The following is a 17,680-nucleotide window of genomic DNA, read 5'->3' on the forward strand; positions in this document are numbered from 1 at the left end:
CCTTCCGAGGTGTCTTTGCTCGAACTTGAGCCTGTTGTCACAGGTTTACTTTCAAACAATTACGCCCTCGTATGTCTTCATACGAGGGATTTCTTTTGGAGAGCAGCCTCTCGTCCGGTATAAGAATTGACTAGGAGGTGCAAACACATGGCAAACGAAAAAATCGTAGCTCAGAAATCGGCACTCGTCGATGAAATCGCTGAGAAAATGCAAGCGAGCGTTGGAACAGTTGTTGTTGACTACCGTGGACTTACAGTTGAAGAAGTGACTACACTCCGTAAATCACTCCGTGACGCTGGAATCGAGTTCAAAGTTTACAAGAACGGTCTTCTTCGCCGCGCAGCTACTCAGTCGAACTTCGAAGGTCTTGACGAAGTCTTCACTGGTCCTACAGCAATCGCCTTCTCTAAAGAAGACGTTATTGCTCCAGCGAAGATCTTGAACGACTTCTCGAAAGAGCACAAAGCGCTCGAACTTAAAGGCGGAATCATCGAAGGTAAAGTTTCTTCACTCGAAGAAATCAAAGCCCTTGCAGAACTTCCATCACGCGATGGTCTTCTCTCGATGCTTCTCAGCGTACTTCAAGCTCCAATCCGTGGGCTCGCAGTCGCAACAAATGCAATCGCAGAACAAAAAGAAGAGCAATCAGCTTAATTTTTGTCGCGTAGCGTAACTCAAAAAAACTTTTTCACAACATCAAAGGAGGAAAACCATAATGGCTTTCAACAAAGAGCAATTCATCGAAGACCTCAAATCAATGACGGTTCTCGAACTTAACGAACTCGTAAAAACAATCGAAGAAGAATTCGGCGTATCAGCAGCAGCTCCAGTAGCAGTTGCAGGTGCTGGCGCAGGCGCAGCAGCTGAAGAGAAAACTGAATTCGACGTAATCCTCACAAACGCTGGCGCTGGTAAAATCAACGTCATCAAAGCTGTTCGTGAAATCACAGGTCTCGGTCTTAAAGAAGCAAAAGCACTCGTTGACGGAACTCCAGCTCCAGTCAAAGAAGGCGTTTCTAAAGAAGACGCTGACGCAATCAAAGCTAAGCTTGAAGAAGCTGGCGCATCTGTTGAAGTTAAGTAATTCTACTTCACAACCTATAGAAGCTCGCCATGGCGAGCTTCTTTTATTTCCTTGAAGAATGGGTTAGGAGGTTCAACGCATGGGAGATCATTACTATACGAACGATCCACGTTCGGAAAGTGCCCCGGAGACATGGACGTACGAGTTGCGAGGGAAACAGTATCATTTCACTTCGGACCGCGGTGTGTTCTCGAAAGGGTCGGTCGATTTTGGGTCACGTCTTTTAATTGAAACGTTTGAGATGCCTGATGTGTCGGGACGTATTTTAGATGTAGGCTGCGGCTATGGTCCGATGGGGATCTCGCTTGCCGATGCCTCTGGGCGTGAGGCCTTGCTCATTGATGTGAATGAGCGTGCGCTGGCGCTCTCTGAGCAAAACGCCGCCCGTAATGGAGTGACGGTCGAAACACGGCTTTCTCACGCGTATGACGTGGTGGGGGGAGAACGGTTTGCCGCCATTGTCACCAATCCGCCGATTCGTGCGGGGAAACAAGTCGTCCATACGATCTTGCGTGAAGCACATACGCACCTCGTCGATGGAGGAGCAATCTATGTCGTCATTCAAAAGAAACAAGGAGCACCTTCTGCTAAAAAGTTATTAGAAGAGGTGTTTGGTCAAGTTGAAACGATCGCGAAAGAAAAAGGTTACTTTATTTTCCGAGCAATTCGGTCTTGACAAACGGTGAAGTCTTGTTGACTCGCTATAACGTATATGCTAACATTATAAAATGCCATTGGAATGGAATTCGCTTGAAACTGCCGTGTCTGCCGCTTTTTAGAGACGGAAAACGAGCGACATTCAATGACAATGTTCGATTATTACGCCCGAAAAATTCGCTAAAGAATTGGGGGTCTGAGAGGTGAATCAGTTGACTGGTCAACTTGTTCAGTACGGTCGTCACCGTCAGAGAAGAAGCTTTGCCCGTATCAGTGAGGTATTAGAGCTTCCGAATTTGATTGAAATTCAAACTGCTTCTTATGAGTGGTTCTTGCGTGAAGGATTGAAGGAAATGTTCACAGACATTTCACCGATTTCCGACTTCACAGGAAACCTCGTATTGGAGTTCATCGATTACTCGCTCAGTGAGCCGAAGTATTCTATCGATGAATCGAAGGAGCGCGACGTTACTTATTCTGCGCCACTTCGCGTAAAAGTGCGTCTCCAAAACAAAGAGACAGGTGAGCTCAAAGAACAAGAAGTGTTCATGGGGGATTTCCCGCTCATGACAGAATCGGGAACGTTTATCATCAATGGTGCAGAACGCGTCATCGTTTCCCAGCTTGTCCGTTCACCGAGCGTGTACTATAACGCTAAACTCGATAAAAACGGTAAACGTGGATTTGGCGCAACTGTCATTCCGAACCGTGGTGCTTGGCTCGAACTCGAGACAGATGCCAAAGATATCGTTTATGTTCGTATCGACCGTACCCGTAAAATTCCGGTAACGGTGTTGTTGCGTGCCCTCGGATTCGGTACGGACCAAGAAATTATCGACCTTCTCGGGGATGACGAATACCTTCGTAACACCCTTGAAAAAGATAATACGGAGTCTACAGAGAAAGCGTTGATCGAGATTTATGAGCGTCTCCGCCCTGGTGAACCACCAACGGTAGAAAATGCGAAATCTCTTCTCGTATCACGTTTCTTCGACCCGAAACGTTACGACTTAGCGAACGTCGGTCGCTATAAGATGAACAAAAAACTTCATCTTAAGAACCGTTTGTTCGGTCAAAAATTAGCGGAAACGCTCGTGGACCCGGAAACAGGCGAAGTACTCGCCGAAGCTGGAACAATCCTCGACCGCCGCAACTTAGATCGTATCCTCCCGCACTTGGAGAACGGCCTTGGCTATATCGATGCGGAACCAACTGGTGGTGTCGCTGAAGGTGAGCCATTCGGTCTTCAGTCAATCAAAGTCATCTCACCGGATGACCCAGATGGAGAGCGTATCTTGAACATCATCGGAAATGGCAATATCGATCGCAGCGTAAAACATATTACGCCAGCCGATATTATCGCTTCAATCAACTACTTCTTCAACTTACTTCACGAAGTCGGAACAACAGATGACATCGACCACTTAGGAAACCGTCGTCTTCGTTCAGTCGGAGAACTTCTCCAAAACCAATTCCGGATCGGGCTTTCCCGTATGGAACGTGTCGTAAAAGAACGTATGTCGATTCAAGATCAAAATGCGATCACACCACAGGCGCTCATCAACATCCGCCCGGTTATCGCATCACTTAAAGAGTTCTTCGGTAGCTCGCAATTGTCACAGTTCATGGACCAAACGAACCCGCTCGCAGAGCTCACGCACAAGCGTCGTCTCTCTGCACTTGGACCGGGTGGTTTGACACGTGAGCGTGCTGGTTTCGAAGTTCGAGACGTTCACTATTCGCACTACGGTCGGATGTGTCCAATCGAAACACCAGAGGGGCCGAACATCGGACTCATCAACTCACTCTCGTCTTATGCGAAAGTGAACGAGTACGGTTTCATCGAAGCACCATACCGTCGTGTTGACCCAGAAACAGGTCTTGTCACTGGCGACATTCAATATATGACGGCTGATGAGGAAGACCTCTATGTCGTCGCACAGGCAAACATGCCGCTCACAGAAGATGGCCACTTTGCAGACGAACAAGTTCTTTGCCGTTTCCGCGGACAAAACTTGTCAGTCGAGCCAAGCCGAGTGGACTACATGGACGTTTCGCCGAAACAGGTTGTTTCTGCCGCAACGGCATGTATCCCGTTCCTCGAGAACGATGACTCGAACCGTGCCCTCATGGGAGCGAACATGCAACGTCAAGCAGTACCACTCCTTCAACCGGATTCACCGATTGTCGGTACCGGCATGGAGTACGTATCTGCGAAAGACTCTGGGGCAGCTATTGTTGCGAAATACCCAGGTGTCGTCGAACGCGTCACAGCGCGTGAAATCTTGATCCGTCGCACGTCTGACGTGAACGGTTCTGAGGTTTCAGGTGACCTTGACCGTTACAAACTTCAAAAATATGTCCGTTCGAACCAAGGGACATGCTATAACCAAAAACCAATCATCGCAGCTGGTGACCGTGTCGAAAAAGGAGAAATCCTTGCAGACGGTCCATCGATGGATATGGGTGAGCTCGCGCTCGGCCGTAACGTCGTCGTTGCCTTCATGACATGGGATGGTTACAACTATGAGGATGCGATCATCATGAGTGAGCGTCTCGTGAAAGATGACGTGTACACGTCGATTCATATCGAAGAGTACGAGTCAGAGTCACGCGACACGAAACTCGGACCAGAGGAAATCACACGTGATATTCCAAACGTCGGAGATGACGCACTTCGTAACTTGGACGATCGTGGAATTATCCGCATCGGAGCTGAAGTCAAGGATGGCGACATCCTCGTCGGTAAAGTAACACCTAAGGGCGTTACAGAATTGACGGCGGAAGAGCGTCTCTTGCACGCAATCTTCGGTGAGAAGGCACGTGAAGTACGTGATACGTCACTTCGTGTACCAAACGGTGGAGACGGAATCATCTTGGATGTCAAAGTGTTCGACCGTGAAAACGGTGACGAGTTGTCTCCAGGCGTCAACCAAATGGTACGTGTCTATATCGTTCAAAAACGTAAGATTCACGAAGGGGATAAGATGGCGGGACGTCACGGTAACAAAGGTGTTATCTCGCGAATCCTCCCTGAAGAAGATATGCCATACATGCCAGACGGTACACCGGTTGACATCATGCTCAACCCGCTTGGGGTACCATCTCGTATGAACATCGGTCAGGTACTTGAGCTCCACCTTGGTATGGCGGCGAAGAAGCTCGGTATCAAAGTGGCAACACCTGTATTCGATGGAGCGCGTGAGGAAGACGTATGGGCAACGATTGAAGAGGCTGGTATGGATAAAGATGCGAAAACGCGTCTCTATGACGGTCGTACGGGTGAACCGTTCGATAACCGCGTCTCGGTCGGTGTCATGTACATGATCAAACTCGCGCACATGGTTGATGACAAACTTCACGCTCGTTCGACAGGACCATACTCACTCGTTACGCAACAACCGCTCGGTGGTAAAGCACAGTTCGGTGGTCAGCGCTTCGGGGAGATGGAAGTTTGGGCTCTTGAAGCGTACGGTGCAGCCTACACGCTCCAAGAAATCTTGACAATCAAGTCGGATGACACGGTCGGTCGTGTGAAAGCATATGAGGCCATCGTGAAAGGCGAGAGCGTTCCGAAAGCGGGCGTTCCTGAATCATTCCGCGTCTTGATCAAAGAGCTTCAAGCGCTCGGTATGGAAGTCAAGATGATGTCAGCGGATGATGAAGAAGTCGAAATGAAAGATGAAGATGACGACAACATCCCGAACGCAACATCGGCGTTAGAACAAGTCGTTCAACCGACTGTTACGGAAGAGGAATAAGGCGAAAAGGGAGGTCGGCCCCTTGGTAGATGTTAATCGATTTGAATATATGAAAATCGGCTTGGCTTCATCAGAGAAGATCCGTTCGTGGTCTTACGGTGAAGTCAAAAAGCCGGAAACGATCAACTATCGTACACTTAAACCAGAGAAGGACGGATTATTCTGTGAACGAATCTTCGGTCCTACGAAAGACTGGGAATGTTACTGTGGGAAATACAAACGTATCCGTTATAAAGGAGTCATTTGTGACCGCTGTGGCGTTGAAGTGACGAAAGCGAAAGTGCGTCGCGAGCGAATGGGCCATATCGAGCTCGCGGCACCAGTTTCGCACATCTGGTACTTCAAAGGGATTCCAAGCCGCATGGGGCTTGTTCTCGACATGTCACCACGTGCGCTTGAAGAAGTCATTTACTTCGCATCTTACGTGGTCACAGAGCCAGGTGATACTCCGCTTGAGAAGAAACAACTTCTCTCGGAAAAAGAATTCCGTCTCTATCGTGAAAAATACGGTAGCGACTTCAAAGCAGACATGGGTGCTGAAGCCATCCGTACACTTCTTCAAGACGTTAATCTTGAAAAAGAAGTAGGCGAGCTTCGTGAAGAGTTGAAAACAGTCCAAGGTCAACGTCGTACACGTGCGATTAAGCGCTTGGAAGTTCTCGATGCATTCTTCACTTCAGGAAACAATCCAGACTGGATGATCCTTGAAGTACTTCCTGTCATCCCACCAGAGCTTCGCCCGATGGTACAGCTTGATGGTGGACGCTTTGCGACATCTGACTTGAACGATTTGTATCGTCGAGTCATCAACCGGAACAACCGTCTCAAACGTTTGCTCGACCTCGGCGCGCCGAACATCATCGTGCAAAACGAGAAGCGTATGCTTCAAGAAGCGGTTGACGCCCTCATCGACAACGGTCGTCGTGGTCGTCCGGTAACAGGTCCTGGTAACCGTCCGCTTAAATCACTTTCACACATGTTGAAAGGGAAACAAGGTCGTTTCCGTCAAAACCTTCTCGGTAAACGGGTCGACTATTCAGGACGTTCGGTTATCGTCGTAGGTCCGAACTTGAAGATGTATCAGTGTGGTCTTCCAAAAGAGATGGCGCTTGAACTCTTCAAACCGTTCGTGATGAAAGAGCTTGTCGGTCGCGGCATCGCTTCAAACATCAAGAACGCCAAACGCAAAATCGAGAAGATGCAACCTGAAATCTGGGGCGTCCTTGAAGAAGTCATTCGTGAGCATCCGGTCCTCTTGAACCGTGCCCCGACACTTCACCGCCTTGGTATTCAAGCATTCGAACCGATTCTTGTTGAAGGTCGTGCGATTCGCCTTCACCCACTCGTATGTACGGCATACAACGCCGACTTCGATGGTGACCAAATGGCCGTCCACGTTCCGCTCTCTGCAGAAGCACAAGCGGAAGCACGTCTTCTCATGCTCGCTGCGCAGAACATCTTGAACCCGAAAGACGGAAAACCAGTTGTTACACCATCGCAGGATATGGTCCTCGGTAACTACTACATCTCACTCGAACGTGAAGATGCCGTCGGTCAAGGGAAAGTGTTCTCGAACGTCAACGAAGCGTTGATTGCTTACCAAAACGGTTATGTCCACTTGCACTCGCGTGTGGCACTTCCGGCACGTACGCTCAACAACCCGACGTTCACAGACGAACAGAACGAGAAATTGCTCATTACGACAGTTGGTAAGATGATCTTCAACGAAATCTTGCCAAATACGTTCCCATACTTGAACGAGCCGACGATGGAAAACTTACAGGAAGCAACGCCTGATAAGTACTTCATCGACAAAGGGGCGAACGTTGCGGAAGAAATCGCATCACGTCCAATCATCGACCCGTTCAAAAAAGGGTTCCTTGGAAAAGTCATCGCGGAAGTGTTCCAGAAGTTTGAAACGACGGAAACAAGCCGCATGCTTGACCGGATGAAAGATCTTGGCTTCAAGCACTCGACAAAAGCGGGTGTGACGGTTGGGATTGCCGATATCATCGTACTTCCGGATAAACAGGAAATCCTTGATGAAGCACAAAAACAAGTCGACCAAATCATGAAGTCGTTCCGTCGTGGTCTCATCACTGAAGATGAGCGTTACGAGCGCGTTGTCCGTGCTTGGAACGAAGCGAAGGATGAAATTCAATCTCGATTGATGAAATCCCTCAACCGCCTGAACCCAATCTTCATGATGTCTGACTCAGGTGCCCGTGGTAACGCATCGAACTTTACGCAGCTTGCGGGTATGCGTGGTTTGATGGCCGCTCCATCTGGTCGCATCATCGAACTTCCAATCAAATCGTCATTCCGTGAAGGTCTGACGGTTCAAGAGTACTTCATCTCGACTCACGGGGCTCGTAAAGGTCTTGCCGATACAGCCTTGAAGACAGCCGATTCAGGTTACTTGACGCGTCGTCTCGTTGACGTAGCGCAAGATGTCATCATCCGTGAAGAGGATTGTGGAACAGACCGCGGAATCCGTGTTTCTGCACTCCGCGAAGGTACGGAAGAAATCGAAAGCTTGTACGACCGTCTCGTCGGACGTACATCGTTTGAAACGGTCACACACCCTGAAACGGGCGAAGTGTTGATCGATAAGAACGAATTGATCACAGAAGACATCGCGCGCATCATTGTAGATGCGGGTGTTGAAAAAGTTGAAATCCGTACAGCCTTCACATGTAACACGTCACACGGCGTATGTAAGAAGTGTTACGGACGCAACTTGGCAACTGGATCAAATGTTGAAGTCGGGGAAGCCGTCGGTATCATTGCCGCACAATCAATCGGTGAGCCAGGAACGCAGCTTACAATGCGTACCTTCCACACAGGTGGGGTTGCCGGAGACGATATCACACAAGGTCTTCCACGTATCCAAGAGGTATTCGAAGCCCGTAACCCGAAAGGTCAAGCGGTCATCTCGGAAATCTCTGGTACGGTCATCGACTTCACAGAATCGCGTGACAAGCGTGAACTCACGGTCGAAGGATTCAGTGAGACTCGCTCATACACGATTCCATTCGGAGCGCGTCTCCGCGTTCAAATCGGCGACACAGTAGAAGCCGGTGAAGTCTTCACGGAAGGTTCGATCGATCCGAAAGAATTGCTCGCCGTCCGTGGTGTATCTGGTGTTCAGAACTATCTTCTCCAAGAAGTTCAAAAAGTTTACCGGATGCAAGGGGTAGAAATCGGTGATAAGCACGTTGAGGTCATGGTTCGCCAAATGCTTCGTCGTGTCAAAGTTATCGAATCAGGTGACACACCACTTCTCCCTGGATCACTCGTCGACATCAGCGTCTTCAAAGAAGCGTGTAAAGATGCGATTCGTGATGGAAAACACCCAGCGACTGCGAAACCAGTCCTTCTCGGAATCACGAAAGCTTCACTTGAGACAGATTCGTTCCTCTCAGCGGCTTCGTTCCAAGAAACGACTCGCGTCTTGACAGATGCAGCAATCAAAGGGAAACGTGACTATCTCCTCGGACTCAAAGAGAACGTCATCATCGGTAAACTCGTTCCAGCTGGTACTGGAATGGCTGTCTACCGTGATGTGGAACTCAAAGAAGATGAGGCGCCGGTTGCGCTCGAAGATACAACTGTCGAGTAAAATACGTCTTGACAGCGCAGGTTGGCGGTGCTACTATGGTTTAGTGCCGCCAATCGGTTGTTGTCGATGACAACGATGTCCAGCAGTCGGCAAGCTACTTGGACGTCCATCCGAACTTTCTACGGGAAGGTTTGGCTGCTACAATTGCCACTTTCAAGGTATAACTCACGTTTTTGCGAGGTCATGGAATGCCTACGCCTCGTAAAAACGTTTCGTTATGACCTTAAATGAACCACCCGGGTCGGTGGGACTAGAAAATAGCAACATTCAGGAAGGGAGGATCTTCAAAGATGCCTACTATTAACCAGTTAGTCCGTAAAGGACGTAAATCGAAAGTCGTGAAATCTGACTCTCCAGCACTTAACAAAGGTTACAACAGTTTCATCAAGTCACAAACAAACGTGAGCTCACCACAAAAACGTGGTGTTTGTACACGTGTTGGTACAATGACTCCGAAGAAACCGAACTCGGCGCTTCGTAAGTATGCTCGTGTTCGTTTGACTAACCAAATCGAAGTGACTGCGTACATCCCAGGTATTGGCCACAACCTTCAAGAGCACAGCGTTGTTCTTATCCGTGGAGGACGTGTAAAAGACTTACCAGGGGTACGTTACCACATCGTTCGTGGTGCGCTTGACACTGCAGGTGTTGATGGACGTATGCAAGGCCGTTCTAAATACGGTACGAAACGTCCGAAAGCTGCGAAGAAGTAATTCTCGCAAACTAAACTACAATTGAAATTTTGAAAGGAGGGTACTCGGATGCGTAAAAACCGTGCAGAACGTCGTGACGTTATCGCAGATCCGATCTACAACTCGAAATTGGTAACTCGCCTCATTAACCGTGTCATGTTAGACGGTAAAAAAGGTACAGCTCAAACTATCATTTACAACGCATTTGGCATCATCGCTGAACGCTCAGGCAAAGAGCCTATGGAAGTGTTCGAAGAAGCAATGAACAACATCATGCCTGTACTTGAAGTTAAAGCACGCCGTGTAGGTGGAGCTAACTACCAAGTTCCTGTAGAAGTTCGTCCAGAGCGCCGTACAACACTTGGTCTTCGTTACCTCGTGAACTACGCTCGTCTCCGCAACGAAAAAACGATGGAGCAACGTATCGCGAACGAAATCATGGATGCAGCCAACAACACTGGTGCATCTGTTAAGAAACGCGAAGACATGCATAAGATGGCAGAAGCTAACAAAGCGTTTGCTCACTATCGTTGGTAATTTAATCGTAAAGTCCACTCCGCCAAGCATGGCTTAACGGAGTGGCTTTCGGGTATAATCATATCGTGTGCGCGCACACGAAAATCAAACATGCGGAAGGAGAATACCCAGTATGGCAAGAGAATTCTCCCTAAAGAATACTCGTAACATCGGGATCATGGCTCACATCGATGCCGGTAAAACGACAACAACTGAACGTATTCTTTATTACACAGGTCGTATCCATAAAATTGGTGAAACGCACGAAGGTGCTTCACAAATGGACTGGATGGAGCAGGAGCAAGAGCGTGGAATCACAATCACTTCGGCTGCGACAACTGCACAGTGGAATGGCCACCGTGTAAACATCATCGATACACCTGGACACGTAGACTTCACTGTAGAAGTTGAACGTTCACTCCGTGTACTTGATGGTGCGGTTGCTGTACTTGACGCTCAGTCAGGTGTAGAACCACAAACAGAAACTGTATGGCGTCAAGCGACGACATATGGTGTACCACGTGTCGTATTCGTCAACAAGATGGATAAAATCGGCGCAGACTTCTTGTACTCTGTGAAGACGCTCCACGATCGTCTTCAAGCGAACGCTTACGCGATCCAACTCCCAATCGGAGCAGAGGACGATTTCAAAGGGATCATCGATCTCGTTGAAATGAAGACTTACATGTACAACAACGACCTCGGTACTGACATCGAAGTAATAGACGGCTTCCCAGCTGACATGGCTGACCAAGCTGAAGAACTTCGTGGTCAATTGATCGAAGGTGTTGCTGACTTCAACGAAGAGTTGATGATGAAGTACCTTGAAGGTGAAGAGATTTCAATCGATGAATTGAAAGCTGCAATCCGTCAAGCGACACTTAGCGTTGAATTCTACCCTGTACTCGTTGGTTCTGCCTTCAAGAACAAAGGTGTTCAGCTCATGCTTAACGCCGTTGTTGATTACCTCCCATCACCAGTTGATGTAGAGTCAATCAAAGGGATCAACCTCGATACAGAAGAAGAAATCACGCGTGAGCCTTCTGATGAAGCTCCATTCTCAGCACTTGCGTTCAAAGTTATGACTGACCCTTACGTCGGTAAATTGACGTTCTTCCGCGTGTACTCTGGTACAGCTGAAGCAGGATCATACGTGAAGAACTCGACTAAAGGGAAGCGTGAGCGTCTCGGTCGTATCCTTCAAATGCACGCAAACAGCCGTGAAGAGATTCCAATGGTATTCGCTGGTGACATCGCCGCTGCTGTTGGTTTCAAAGACACGACTACTGGTGACACGCTTTGCTCTGAGAAAGATAACATCGTTCTCGAGTCAATGACGTTCCCAGAACCAGTTATCTCGGTTGCAATCGAGCCTAAATCGAAAGCAGACCAAGATAAGATGGGTCAAGCTCTTGCGAAACTCGCAGAAGAAGATCCAACATTCCGCACTGAAACAAACCCTGAGACTGGTCAAACGATCATCTCTGGTATGGGTGAGCTTCACCTTGACATCCTCGTTGACCGTATGCGTCGCGAATTCAAAGTAGAAGCTAACGTTGGTGCACCACAAGTTGCTTACCGTGAAACAATCCGTGGCGCTGCGAAGATCGATTCGAAATTCGTTCGTCAGTCTGGTGGACGCGGTCAGTACGGTCACGTTGTCGTAGAATTCGAGCCGAACGAAGAAGGCGCTGGATTCGAGTTCGAGAACAAGATCGTCGGTGGTGTTGTACCACGTGAATACGTCCCTGCTGTTCAAAACGGGATTGAAGAAGCTCTCGAAAACGGTATCCTCGCTGGTTACCCAGTAGTAGACGTTAAAGCTCGTCTCGTATTCGGTTCGTACCACGATGTCGACTCGAACGAGATGGCGTTTAAAGTTGCTGCTTCGATGGCGGTTAAACAACTTAAGGACCAAGCGAAAGCTGTTATCCTTGAGCCAATGATGCGTGTTGAAGTTGTTATCCCAGAAGAATACATGGGTGACATCATGGGTGACGTCACGTCACGCCGTGGACGCGTAGAAGGTATGGAAGCTCGCGGTAACGCACAAGTCGTTAAAGCGATGATTCCACTTTCAGAAATGTTCGGTTACGCAACATCACTTCGTTCACGTACACAAGGACGCGGAACGTACTCGATGCACTTCGATCACTACGAAGAAGTACCGAAATCAATCGCTGAAGAAATCGTCAAAAAAGCGAACGGCTAATAACGGTTGTATCGCTAGATTGATTGTTGTAAGCTAAGGAGGACGTATGTTAAAAGTAGCCTACGTCTTCCTAGTTAAATAAAACTAATCGTTTAATAGAGGAGGAATCTAGAATGGGTAAAGAAAAATTCGACCGTTCTAAGCCGCACGTTAACGTTGGTACAATTGGCCACGTTGACCACGGTAAAACAACTTTGACTGCAGCAATCTCTGCTGTACTTTCACGTGCACAAGGTAAAACAGCTACTAAGTTCGACCAAATCGATGGTGCTCCAGAAGAGCGCGAGCGCGGTATCACAATCGCAACAGCTCACATCGAGTACGAAACTGACAAGCGTCACTACGCACACGTTGACTGCCCAGGACACGCTGACTATGTTAAAAACATGATCACTGGTGCTGCTCAAATGGACGGCGCGATCCTCGTTGTATCTGCAACAGATGGCCCAATGCCACAAACACGTGAGCACATCCTTCTTTCACGTCAAGTAGGTGTTCCTTACATCGTAGTATTCATGAACAAAGTTGACATGGTAGACGACGAAGAGCTTCTCGAACTCGTTGAAATGGAAATCCGTGAACTTCTTTCTGAATACGACTTCCCAGGCGACGACCTCCCTGTAATCAAAGGTTCTGCACTTGGCGCACTTAACGGTGAAGCTCAGTGGGAAGAAAAAGTTATGGAACTCATGAACGCTGTTGATGAGTACATCCCAGAACCAGTTCGTGACACTGAAAAAGACTTCATGATGCCTGTTGAGGACGTATTCTCAATCACTGGTCGTGGTACTGTAGCGACTGGTCGTGTTGAGCGTGGTGTTCTCCGCGTCAACGACGAGATCGAAATCGTTGGTCTTACAGAAGAAACGAAGAAAACTGTATGTACTGGTGTAGAGATGTTCCGTAAGCTTCTTGACTATGCTGAAGCTGGCGACAACATCGGTGCACTTCTCCGTGGTGTATCACGTGACGACATCGAGCGTGGACAAGTACTTGCTAAGCCAGGTTCAATCACACCACACTCTAAATTCAAAGCATCAATCTACGTTCTTTCTAAAGAAGAGGGTGGCCGTCACACGCCATTCTTCGCGAACTACCGTCCGCAGTTCTACTTCCGTACAACTGACGTAACAGGTATCGTTCACCTTCCAGAAGGTACTGAAATGGTAATGCCAGGAGACAACATCGAGTTGACGATCGAATTGATTTCTACAATCGCGATCGAAGACGGTACACGTTTCTCTATCCGTGAGGGTGGCCGTACTGTAGGTGCTGGTTCAGTAACAGAAATCATCGAGTAATCGATTGATTCAACTGAACAACATTAAGCAGTCCGCAATATGCGGGCTGCTTTTTTGTGTTTCCATCACAACATGGTAAGATGAGGCATACGAGAAAGGAGTGGCGTCATGCTGAAGCAACTAGAGACTATTTGTCGCTTGAATGGGATTGAGTATCGCATTGGCGGTTCTGAGCTGTTAAAGCATCATGGCATCGTCGAGGTAACGAATGACATCGATGTTTTTGTTGAACCGGACCAGTTTGAAAAAATCGATCGCGTACTTAGTCGTGCTGGGGAGAAGAAACCATCAGATCCTCACGACGCATACGTAACGACCTACTTTGGAGAGTATATATTCGAGGGAACAGATGTGGACGTCATGTCTAGTTTCCGAATGAAGTGTACCGACGGAATCTATACGCATCCTTTCATTGAACCAGATGGACAATGGATGCACCTAGAAGAGTGGGTCGTCCTTTACACGGTCATCGGACGAGAGGATAAATTAGCGTCATTGCTCCGCTATTTCAAGACGCACAGTGTTAATGAAGGAATTGTTCAAGACTGTTTAAAACGAGCGCCACAATCGGTCATAGAAGGGGTGACAGAGCGTTTTGGAGAGGTGATGAAACGCTAGGTCGAGTTGACATGGGAGTTCGTTTGAAAAATAGTTCAATAAAAGAATGAATTTTTGCTTGCAAAAGCTCGCGAATCTTGTTACATTAGGGAACGTTGAGCAACTCATCAGACAACCAGCAACTTCAAAAATCTAATCTTGCATTCCATGACCAGATTAGATATAATGATTAAGTGTTTGTGCGAGTGGTGAGAGACTTTACAGCAGAAAACGGGTCCAATCGTTGATTTGCAATGATCGGATGCCTCTGCTGACACAAGCACGCTGCGTTGAAGCGGGAGGTTATGACACGCCAGGCAGCATTGCCATGGCCGGTGTGGAAATTTCCGCGGAGAATTGTCTATTTTTAAAGTAGGCGACAAAGGAGGGAAACAAACATGGCAAATGAAAAAATTCGTATTCGTTTAAAAGCATATGACCATCGCGTTCTCGATCAATCAGCTGAGAAGATCGTTGACACTGCGAAGCGTTCAGGTGCAAAGGTATCGGGTCCAATCCCGCTCCCAACTGAAAAATCGGTTTACACGATTCTTCGTGCGGTTCACAAGTACAAAGATGCTCGTGAGCAGTTCGAAATGCGTACACACAAACGCTTGATCGACATCGTAAACCCAACACCGAAAACAGTCGATTCGCTTATGCGTCTCGAGTTACCATCAGGTGTAGACATCGAAATCAAACTTTAATTCTTCATATAGTAGATACTAGCCAGAAGAGACAATTAATTATTAACAGGAGGTGTATCTCATGGCTAAAGGAATCTTAGGAACAAAACTTGGTATGACTCAAATCTTCAACGAAGCAGGCGAAGTTGTACCAGTAACAGTAGTTGCTGTAGAAGGTAACGTCGTTCTTCAACTTAAAACAGTTGACACAGACGGTTACGAAGCAGTTCAACTTGGTTTCGGAGACATCAAAGAATCACGTCAAAACAAACCATCAAAAGGTCACGCTGCGAAAGCAAACGCGACACCTAAGCGCTTCATCAAAGAAGTTCGTACTTCAGTAGAAGGATACGAAATCGGTCAAGAGATTAAGGCAGACATTTTCGCTGCAGGTGAATTAGTAGACGTAACAGGTACATCGAAAGGTAAAGGATTCCAAGGTGCGATCAAGCGTCACGGACAATCACGTGGACCAATGGCTCACGGTTCGCGCTACCACCGTCGTCCTGGTTCGATGGGTCCTGTCGCTCCTAACCGCGTATTTAAAGGGAAACTTCTTCCTGGTCAAATGGGTGGAGAGCGTAAAACAATTCAAAACCTTGAAGTCGTTAAAGTTGATGTGGAACGTGGCCTTCTCCTCGTGAAAGGTGCTATCCCAGGCGCTCGTAAATCGAACGTCATCATCAAATCAGCGGTCAAAGGTAACTAATTAACTGCACGGAAAGGAGGAATTACGAATGCCTAAAGTAGCTTTGCTTAACCAAACAGGTTCACAAGTTGGCGAAATCGAATTGGCAGAAGCCATCTTCGGAATCGAGCCAAACGAATCAGTACTTTACGACGCAATCGTCATGCAACAAGCATCACGCCGTCAAGGTACTCACGATACGAAAGGTCGCTCGGAAGTACGCGGTGGCGGCCGTAAACCATGGAAACAAAAGGGAACTGGTCGTGCGCGCCAAGGTTCTATCCGCTCACCACAATGGGTTGGTGGTGGTACAGTCTTCGGTCCAACACCACGTTCATACTCTTACAAACTTCCTAAGAAGGTTCGTCGTTTAGCACTTCTCTCGGCTCTTTCGTCGAAAGTACAAAACAACGAAATCATCGTCCTCGAAGGCCTTGCTTTCGATGCACCAAAAACAAAAGATATGGCTGCTGTACTCAACAGCTTATCAGTAGAACGTAAGGCTCTTGTAGTCACAGCGGACTACAATGAGACTATCGCTCTCGCAGCTCGTAACATCCCAGGAGTGACTGTGATCGACGCAGCAGGCGTAAACGTTCTTGACCTCGTTGCTAACGACAAAGTCATCTTCACTAAAGATGCGGTTGCGAAGGTAGAGGAGGTGCTTGCATAATGGCTCAAGCATACGATATCATCAAACGTCCGATCATCACTGAGCGTTCAGTTAGCCTCATGGAAGCTAACAAATACGTTTTCGAAATCGACGTAAAAGCGACTAAATCGCAAGTGAAACACGCTATCGAAACAATCTTCAACGTGAAAGTTGCTTCGGTAAACACAATGAACTACAAACCGAAAGCGAAACGTGTCGGTCGTCACTCTGGTTACACAGCTCGTCGTAAAAAAGCGATCGTAACCCTTGCTGAAGGCAACACAATCGACTTCCTCGGTTAATTAACTACCTTAGAAGAAAAGGAGGGAATCCTCGATGGCAATCAAAAAGTTTAAGCCGACCACTAACGGTCGTCGTAACATGACATCTCTCGACTTTGCAGAGATCACAACGAATCGCCCTGAAAAATCGTTAACTGAAAAGCTTTCGAAAAAAGGCGGACGTAACAACCAAGGTCGCTTGACTGTTCGTCACCAAGGTGGCGGTCACAAGCGTAAATACCGTATCATCGATTTCAAACGTAACAAAGATGGCGTTGCAGGACGCGTAGCAACGATCGAATACGATCCAAACCGTTCAGCGAACATCGCACTCATCAACTATGTAGATGGTGAGAAACGTTACATCCTCGCTCCTAAGGGCATCAAAGTAGGCATGGAAATCATGTCTGGTCCTGAAGCGGATATCAAAGTGGGGAACGCTCTTCCACTCGTAAACATCCCTGTCGGTACAACAATCCACAACATCGAGCTTAAGCCTGGTAAAGGCGGTCAGCTAGTTCGTGCGGCTGGTGCATCGGCACAAATCCAAGGACGTGACGGCAAGTACGTCATCGTTCGTCTTCAATCAGGTGAATCACGCTTGTTCCTCGGCACTTGCCGCGCGACAATCGGTTCAGTTGGTAACGAAGAACACGAACTCGTAAACATCGGTAAAGCAGGACGTTCACGTTGGTTAGGCAAACGCCCAACAGTACGTGGTTCTGTAATGAACCCGGTTGATCACCCACACGGTGGTGGTGAAGGTCGTGCGCCAATCGGTCGTTCGGGCCCACTTACTCCTTGGGGTAAACCAGCTCTTGGTCTTAAGACTCGTAAGAAAAACAAATCGAGCGACATGTACATCCTTCGTCGCCGTAAGAAATAATTACTACATGATTCTCGGGCGGTTCGAAAGGGCCGTTCCCGAATC

The 17,680-nt window shown here is 47.9% G+C and carries 15 protein-coding genes and 1 other annotated feature (1 of these 16 cut by a window edge); all 15 genes read left to right on the forward strand.

The annotated features are described in order from the left end of the window. Window positions 1–103 (forward strand) — a sequence feature (ribosomal protein L10 leader region) (it extends 51 nt beyond the left edge of the window). A 44-nt stretch (window positions 104–147) separates the two neighbouring features. The 15 genes from rplJ to rplB all read left to right on the forward strand — a co-directional run bounded on the left by rplJ (window position 148) and on the right by rplB (window position 17,635). Beyond that, on the forward strand, window positions 148–654 hold the full coding sequence (gene rplJ / locus KNO65_RS14845) for a 50S ribosomal protein L10 (RefSeq protein ID WP_012727688.1): 507 nt from the start codon (window positions 148–150) through the stop codon (window positions 652–654). A gap of 61 nt (window positions 655–715) precedes the next feature. Continuing rightward, window positions 716–1,084 (forward strand): 50S ribosomal protein L7/L12, encoded by a 369-nt coding sequence (gene rplL / locus KNO65_RS14850; protein WP_012727687.1) that lies wholly within the window; start codon window positions 716–718, stop codon window positions 1,082–1,084. A gap of 79 nt (window positions 1,085–1,163) precedes the next feature. Beyond that, on the forward strand, window positions 1,164–1,760 hold the full coding sequence (locus tag KNO65_RS14855; protein ID WP_214785122.1) for a class I SAM-dependent methyltransferase: 597 nt from the start codon (window positions 1,164–1,166) through the stop codon (window positions 1,758–1,760). Window positions 1,761–1,953: 193 nt separating this feature from the next. Further along, window positions 1,954–5,502 carry a DNA-directed RNA polymerase subunit beta gene (rpoB, locus tag KNO65_RS14860; protein WP_074037866.1) on the forward strand — a complete coding sequence of 1,183 codons (3,549 nt, stop codon included), beginning with the start codon at window positions 1,954–1,956 and terminating at the stop codon, window positions 5,500–5,502. A gap of 22 nt (window positions 5,503–5,524) precedes the next feature. Beyond that, complete coding sequence (rpoC, locus tag KNO65_RS14865; RefSeq protein WP_012727684.1) at window positions 5,525–9,124, forward strand: DNA-directed RNA polymerase subunit beta'; 3,600 nt, start codon at window positions 5,525–5,527, stop codon at window positions 9,122–9,124. A 290-nt stretch (window positions 9,125–9,414) separates the two neighbouring features. Beyond that, window positions 9,415–9,837, forward strand: coding sequence for a 30S ribosomal protein S12 (gene rpsL / locus KNO65_RS14870; protein WP_012727683.1), 423 nt, complete (start codon window positions 9,415–9,417; stop codon window positions 9,835–9,837). Window positions 9,838–9,885: 48 nt separating this feature from the next. Then, window positions 9,886–10,353, forward strand: a complete 468-nt coding sequence (rpsG, locus tag KNO65_RS14875) for a 30S ribosomal protein S7 (RefSeq protein ID WP_012727682.1) — start codon at window positions 9,886–9,888, stop codon at window positions 10,351–10,353. A gap of 112 nt (window positions 10,354–10,465) precedes the next feature. Then, complete coding sequence (fusA, locus tag KNO65_RS14880; RefSeq protein ID WP_159563152.1) at window positions 10,466–12,544, forward strand: elongation factor G; 2,079 nt, start codon at window positions 10,466–10,468, stop codon at window positions 12,542–12,544. Between the two features lie 113 nt (window positions 12,545–12,657). Further along, entirely contained in the window at window positions 12,658–13,845 is a 1,188-nt protein-coding gene (gene tuf / locus KNO65_RS14885; RefSeq protein WP_078147868.1) for an elongation factor Tu, read from the forward strand. A 108-nt stretch (window positions 13,846–13,953) separates the two neighbouring features. Beyond that, window positions 13,954–14,463, forward strand: coding sequence for a hypothetical protein (locus tag KNO65_RS14890; RefSeq protein ID WP_078147867.1), 510 nt, complete (start codon window positions 13,954–13,956; stop codon window positions 14,461–14,463). Between the two features lie 377 nt (window positions 14,464–14,840). Next, a complete protein-coding gene (gene rpsJ / locus KNO65_RS14895; protein WP_074032438.1) occupies window positions 14,841–15,149 on the forward strand; it encodes a 30S ribosomal protein S10 in 309 nt (102 codons plus the stop codon). Between the two features lie 61 nt (window positions 15,150–15,210). Continuing rightward, window positions 15,211–15,837, forward strand: a complete 627-nt coding sequence (rplC, locus tag KNO65_RS14900; RefSeq protein WP_012727677.1) for a 50S ribosomal protein L3 — start codon at window positions 15,211–15,213, stop codon at window positions 15,835–15,837. 28 nt (window positions 15,838–15,865) lie between these two features. Next, window positions 15,866–16,489: a 50S ribosomal protein L4 gene (gene rplD, locus KNO65_RS14905; protein ID WP_012727676.1), complete on the forward strand. Its 624-nt coding sequence runs from the start codon at window positions 15,866–15,868 to the stop codon at window positions 16,487–16,489. Beyond that, window positions 16,489–16,770 (forward strand): 50S ribosomal protein L23, encoded by a 282-nt coding sequence (gene rplW / locus KNO65_RS14910; RefSeq protein WP_012727675.1) that lies wholly within the window; start codon window positions 16,489–16,491, stop codon window positions 16,768–16,770. The genes rplD and rplW overlap by 1 nt, the downstream gene beginning before the upstream one ends. A gap of 34 nt (window positions 16,771–16,804) precedes the next feature. Next, the gene (gene rplB / locus KNO65_RS14915; RefSeq protein WP_012727674.1) at window positions 16,805–17,635 is read left to right on the forward strand and encodes a 50S ribosomal protein L2; all 831 of its coding nucleotides are present in this window, start codon (window positions 16,805–16,807) and stop codon (window positions 17,633–17,635) included. Window positions 17,636–17,680: the final 45 nt, after the last annotated feature.

It is taken from the genome of Exiguobacterium sp. S3 (assembly GCF_018617295.1).
Taxonomy (GTDB): domain Bacteria; phylum Bacillota; class Bacilli; order Exiguobacteriales; family Exiguobacteriaceae; genus Exiguobacterium; species Exiguobacterium profundum.

What these genes read in the sequence shown, in the direction of transcription:
- rplJ (WP_012727688.1), top strand. Translation starts at nt 148, where the DNA reads ATGGCAAACGAAAAAATCGTAGCTCAGAAATCGGCACTCGTCGATGAA.
- rplL (WP_012727687.1), top strand. Translation starts at nt 716, where the DNA reads ATGGCTTTCAACAAAGAGCAATTCATCGAAGACCTCAAATCAATGACG.
- KNO65_RS14855 (WP_214785122.1), top strand. Translation starts at nt 1,164, where the DNA reads ATGGGAGATCATTACTATACGAACGATCCACGTTCGGAAAGTGCCCCG.
- rpsL (WP_012727683.1), top strand. Translation starts at nt 9,415, where the DNA reads ATGCCTACTATTAACCAGTTAGTCCGTAAAGGACGTAAATCGAAAGTC.
- rpsG (WP_012727682.1), top strand. Translation starts at nt 9,886, where the DNA reads ATGCGTAAAAACCGTGCAGAACGTCGTGACGTTATCGCAGATCCGATC.
- fusA (WP_159563152.1), top strand. Translation starts at nt 10,466, where the DNA reads ATGGCAAGAGAATTCTCCCTAAAGAATACTCGTAACATCGGGATCATG.
- tuf (WP_078147868.1), top strand. Translation starts at nt 12,658, where the DNA reads ATGGGTAAAGAAAAATTCGACCGTTCTAAGCCGCACGTTAACGTTGGT.
- KNO65_RS14890 (WP_078147867.1), top strand. Translation starts at nt 13,954, where the DNA reads ATGCTGAAGCAACTAGAGACTATTTGTCGCTTGAATGGGATTGAGTAT.
- rpsJ (WP_074032438.1), top strand. Translation starts at nt 14,841, where the DNA reads ATGGCAAATGAAAAAATTCGTATTCGTTTAAAAGCATATGACCATCGC.
- rplC (WP_012727677.1), top strand. Translation starts at nt 15,211, where the DNA reads ATGGCTAAAGGAATCTTAGGAACAAAACTTGGTATGACTCAAATCTTC.
- rplD (WP_012727676.1), top strand. Translation starts at nt 15,866, where the DNA reads ATGCCTAAAGTAGCTTTGCTTAACCAAACAGGTTCACAAGTTGGCGAA.
- rplW (WP_012727675.1), top strand. Translation starts at nt 16,489, where the DNA reads ATGGCTCAAGCATACGATATCATCAAACGTCCGATCATCACTGAGCGT.
- rplB (WP_012727674.1), top strand. Translation starts at nt 16,805, where the DNA reads ATGGCAATCAAAAAGTTTAAGCCGACCACTAACGGTCGTCGTAACATG.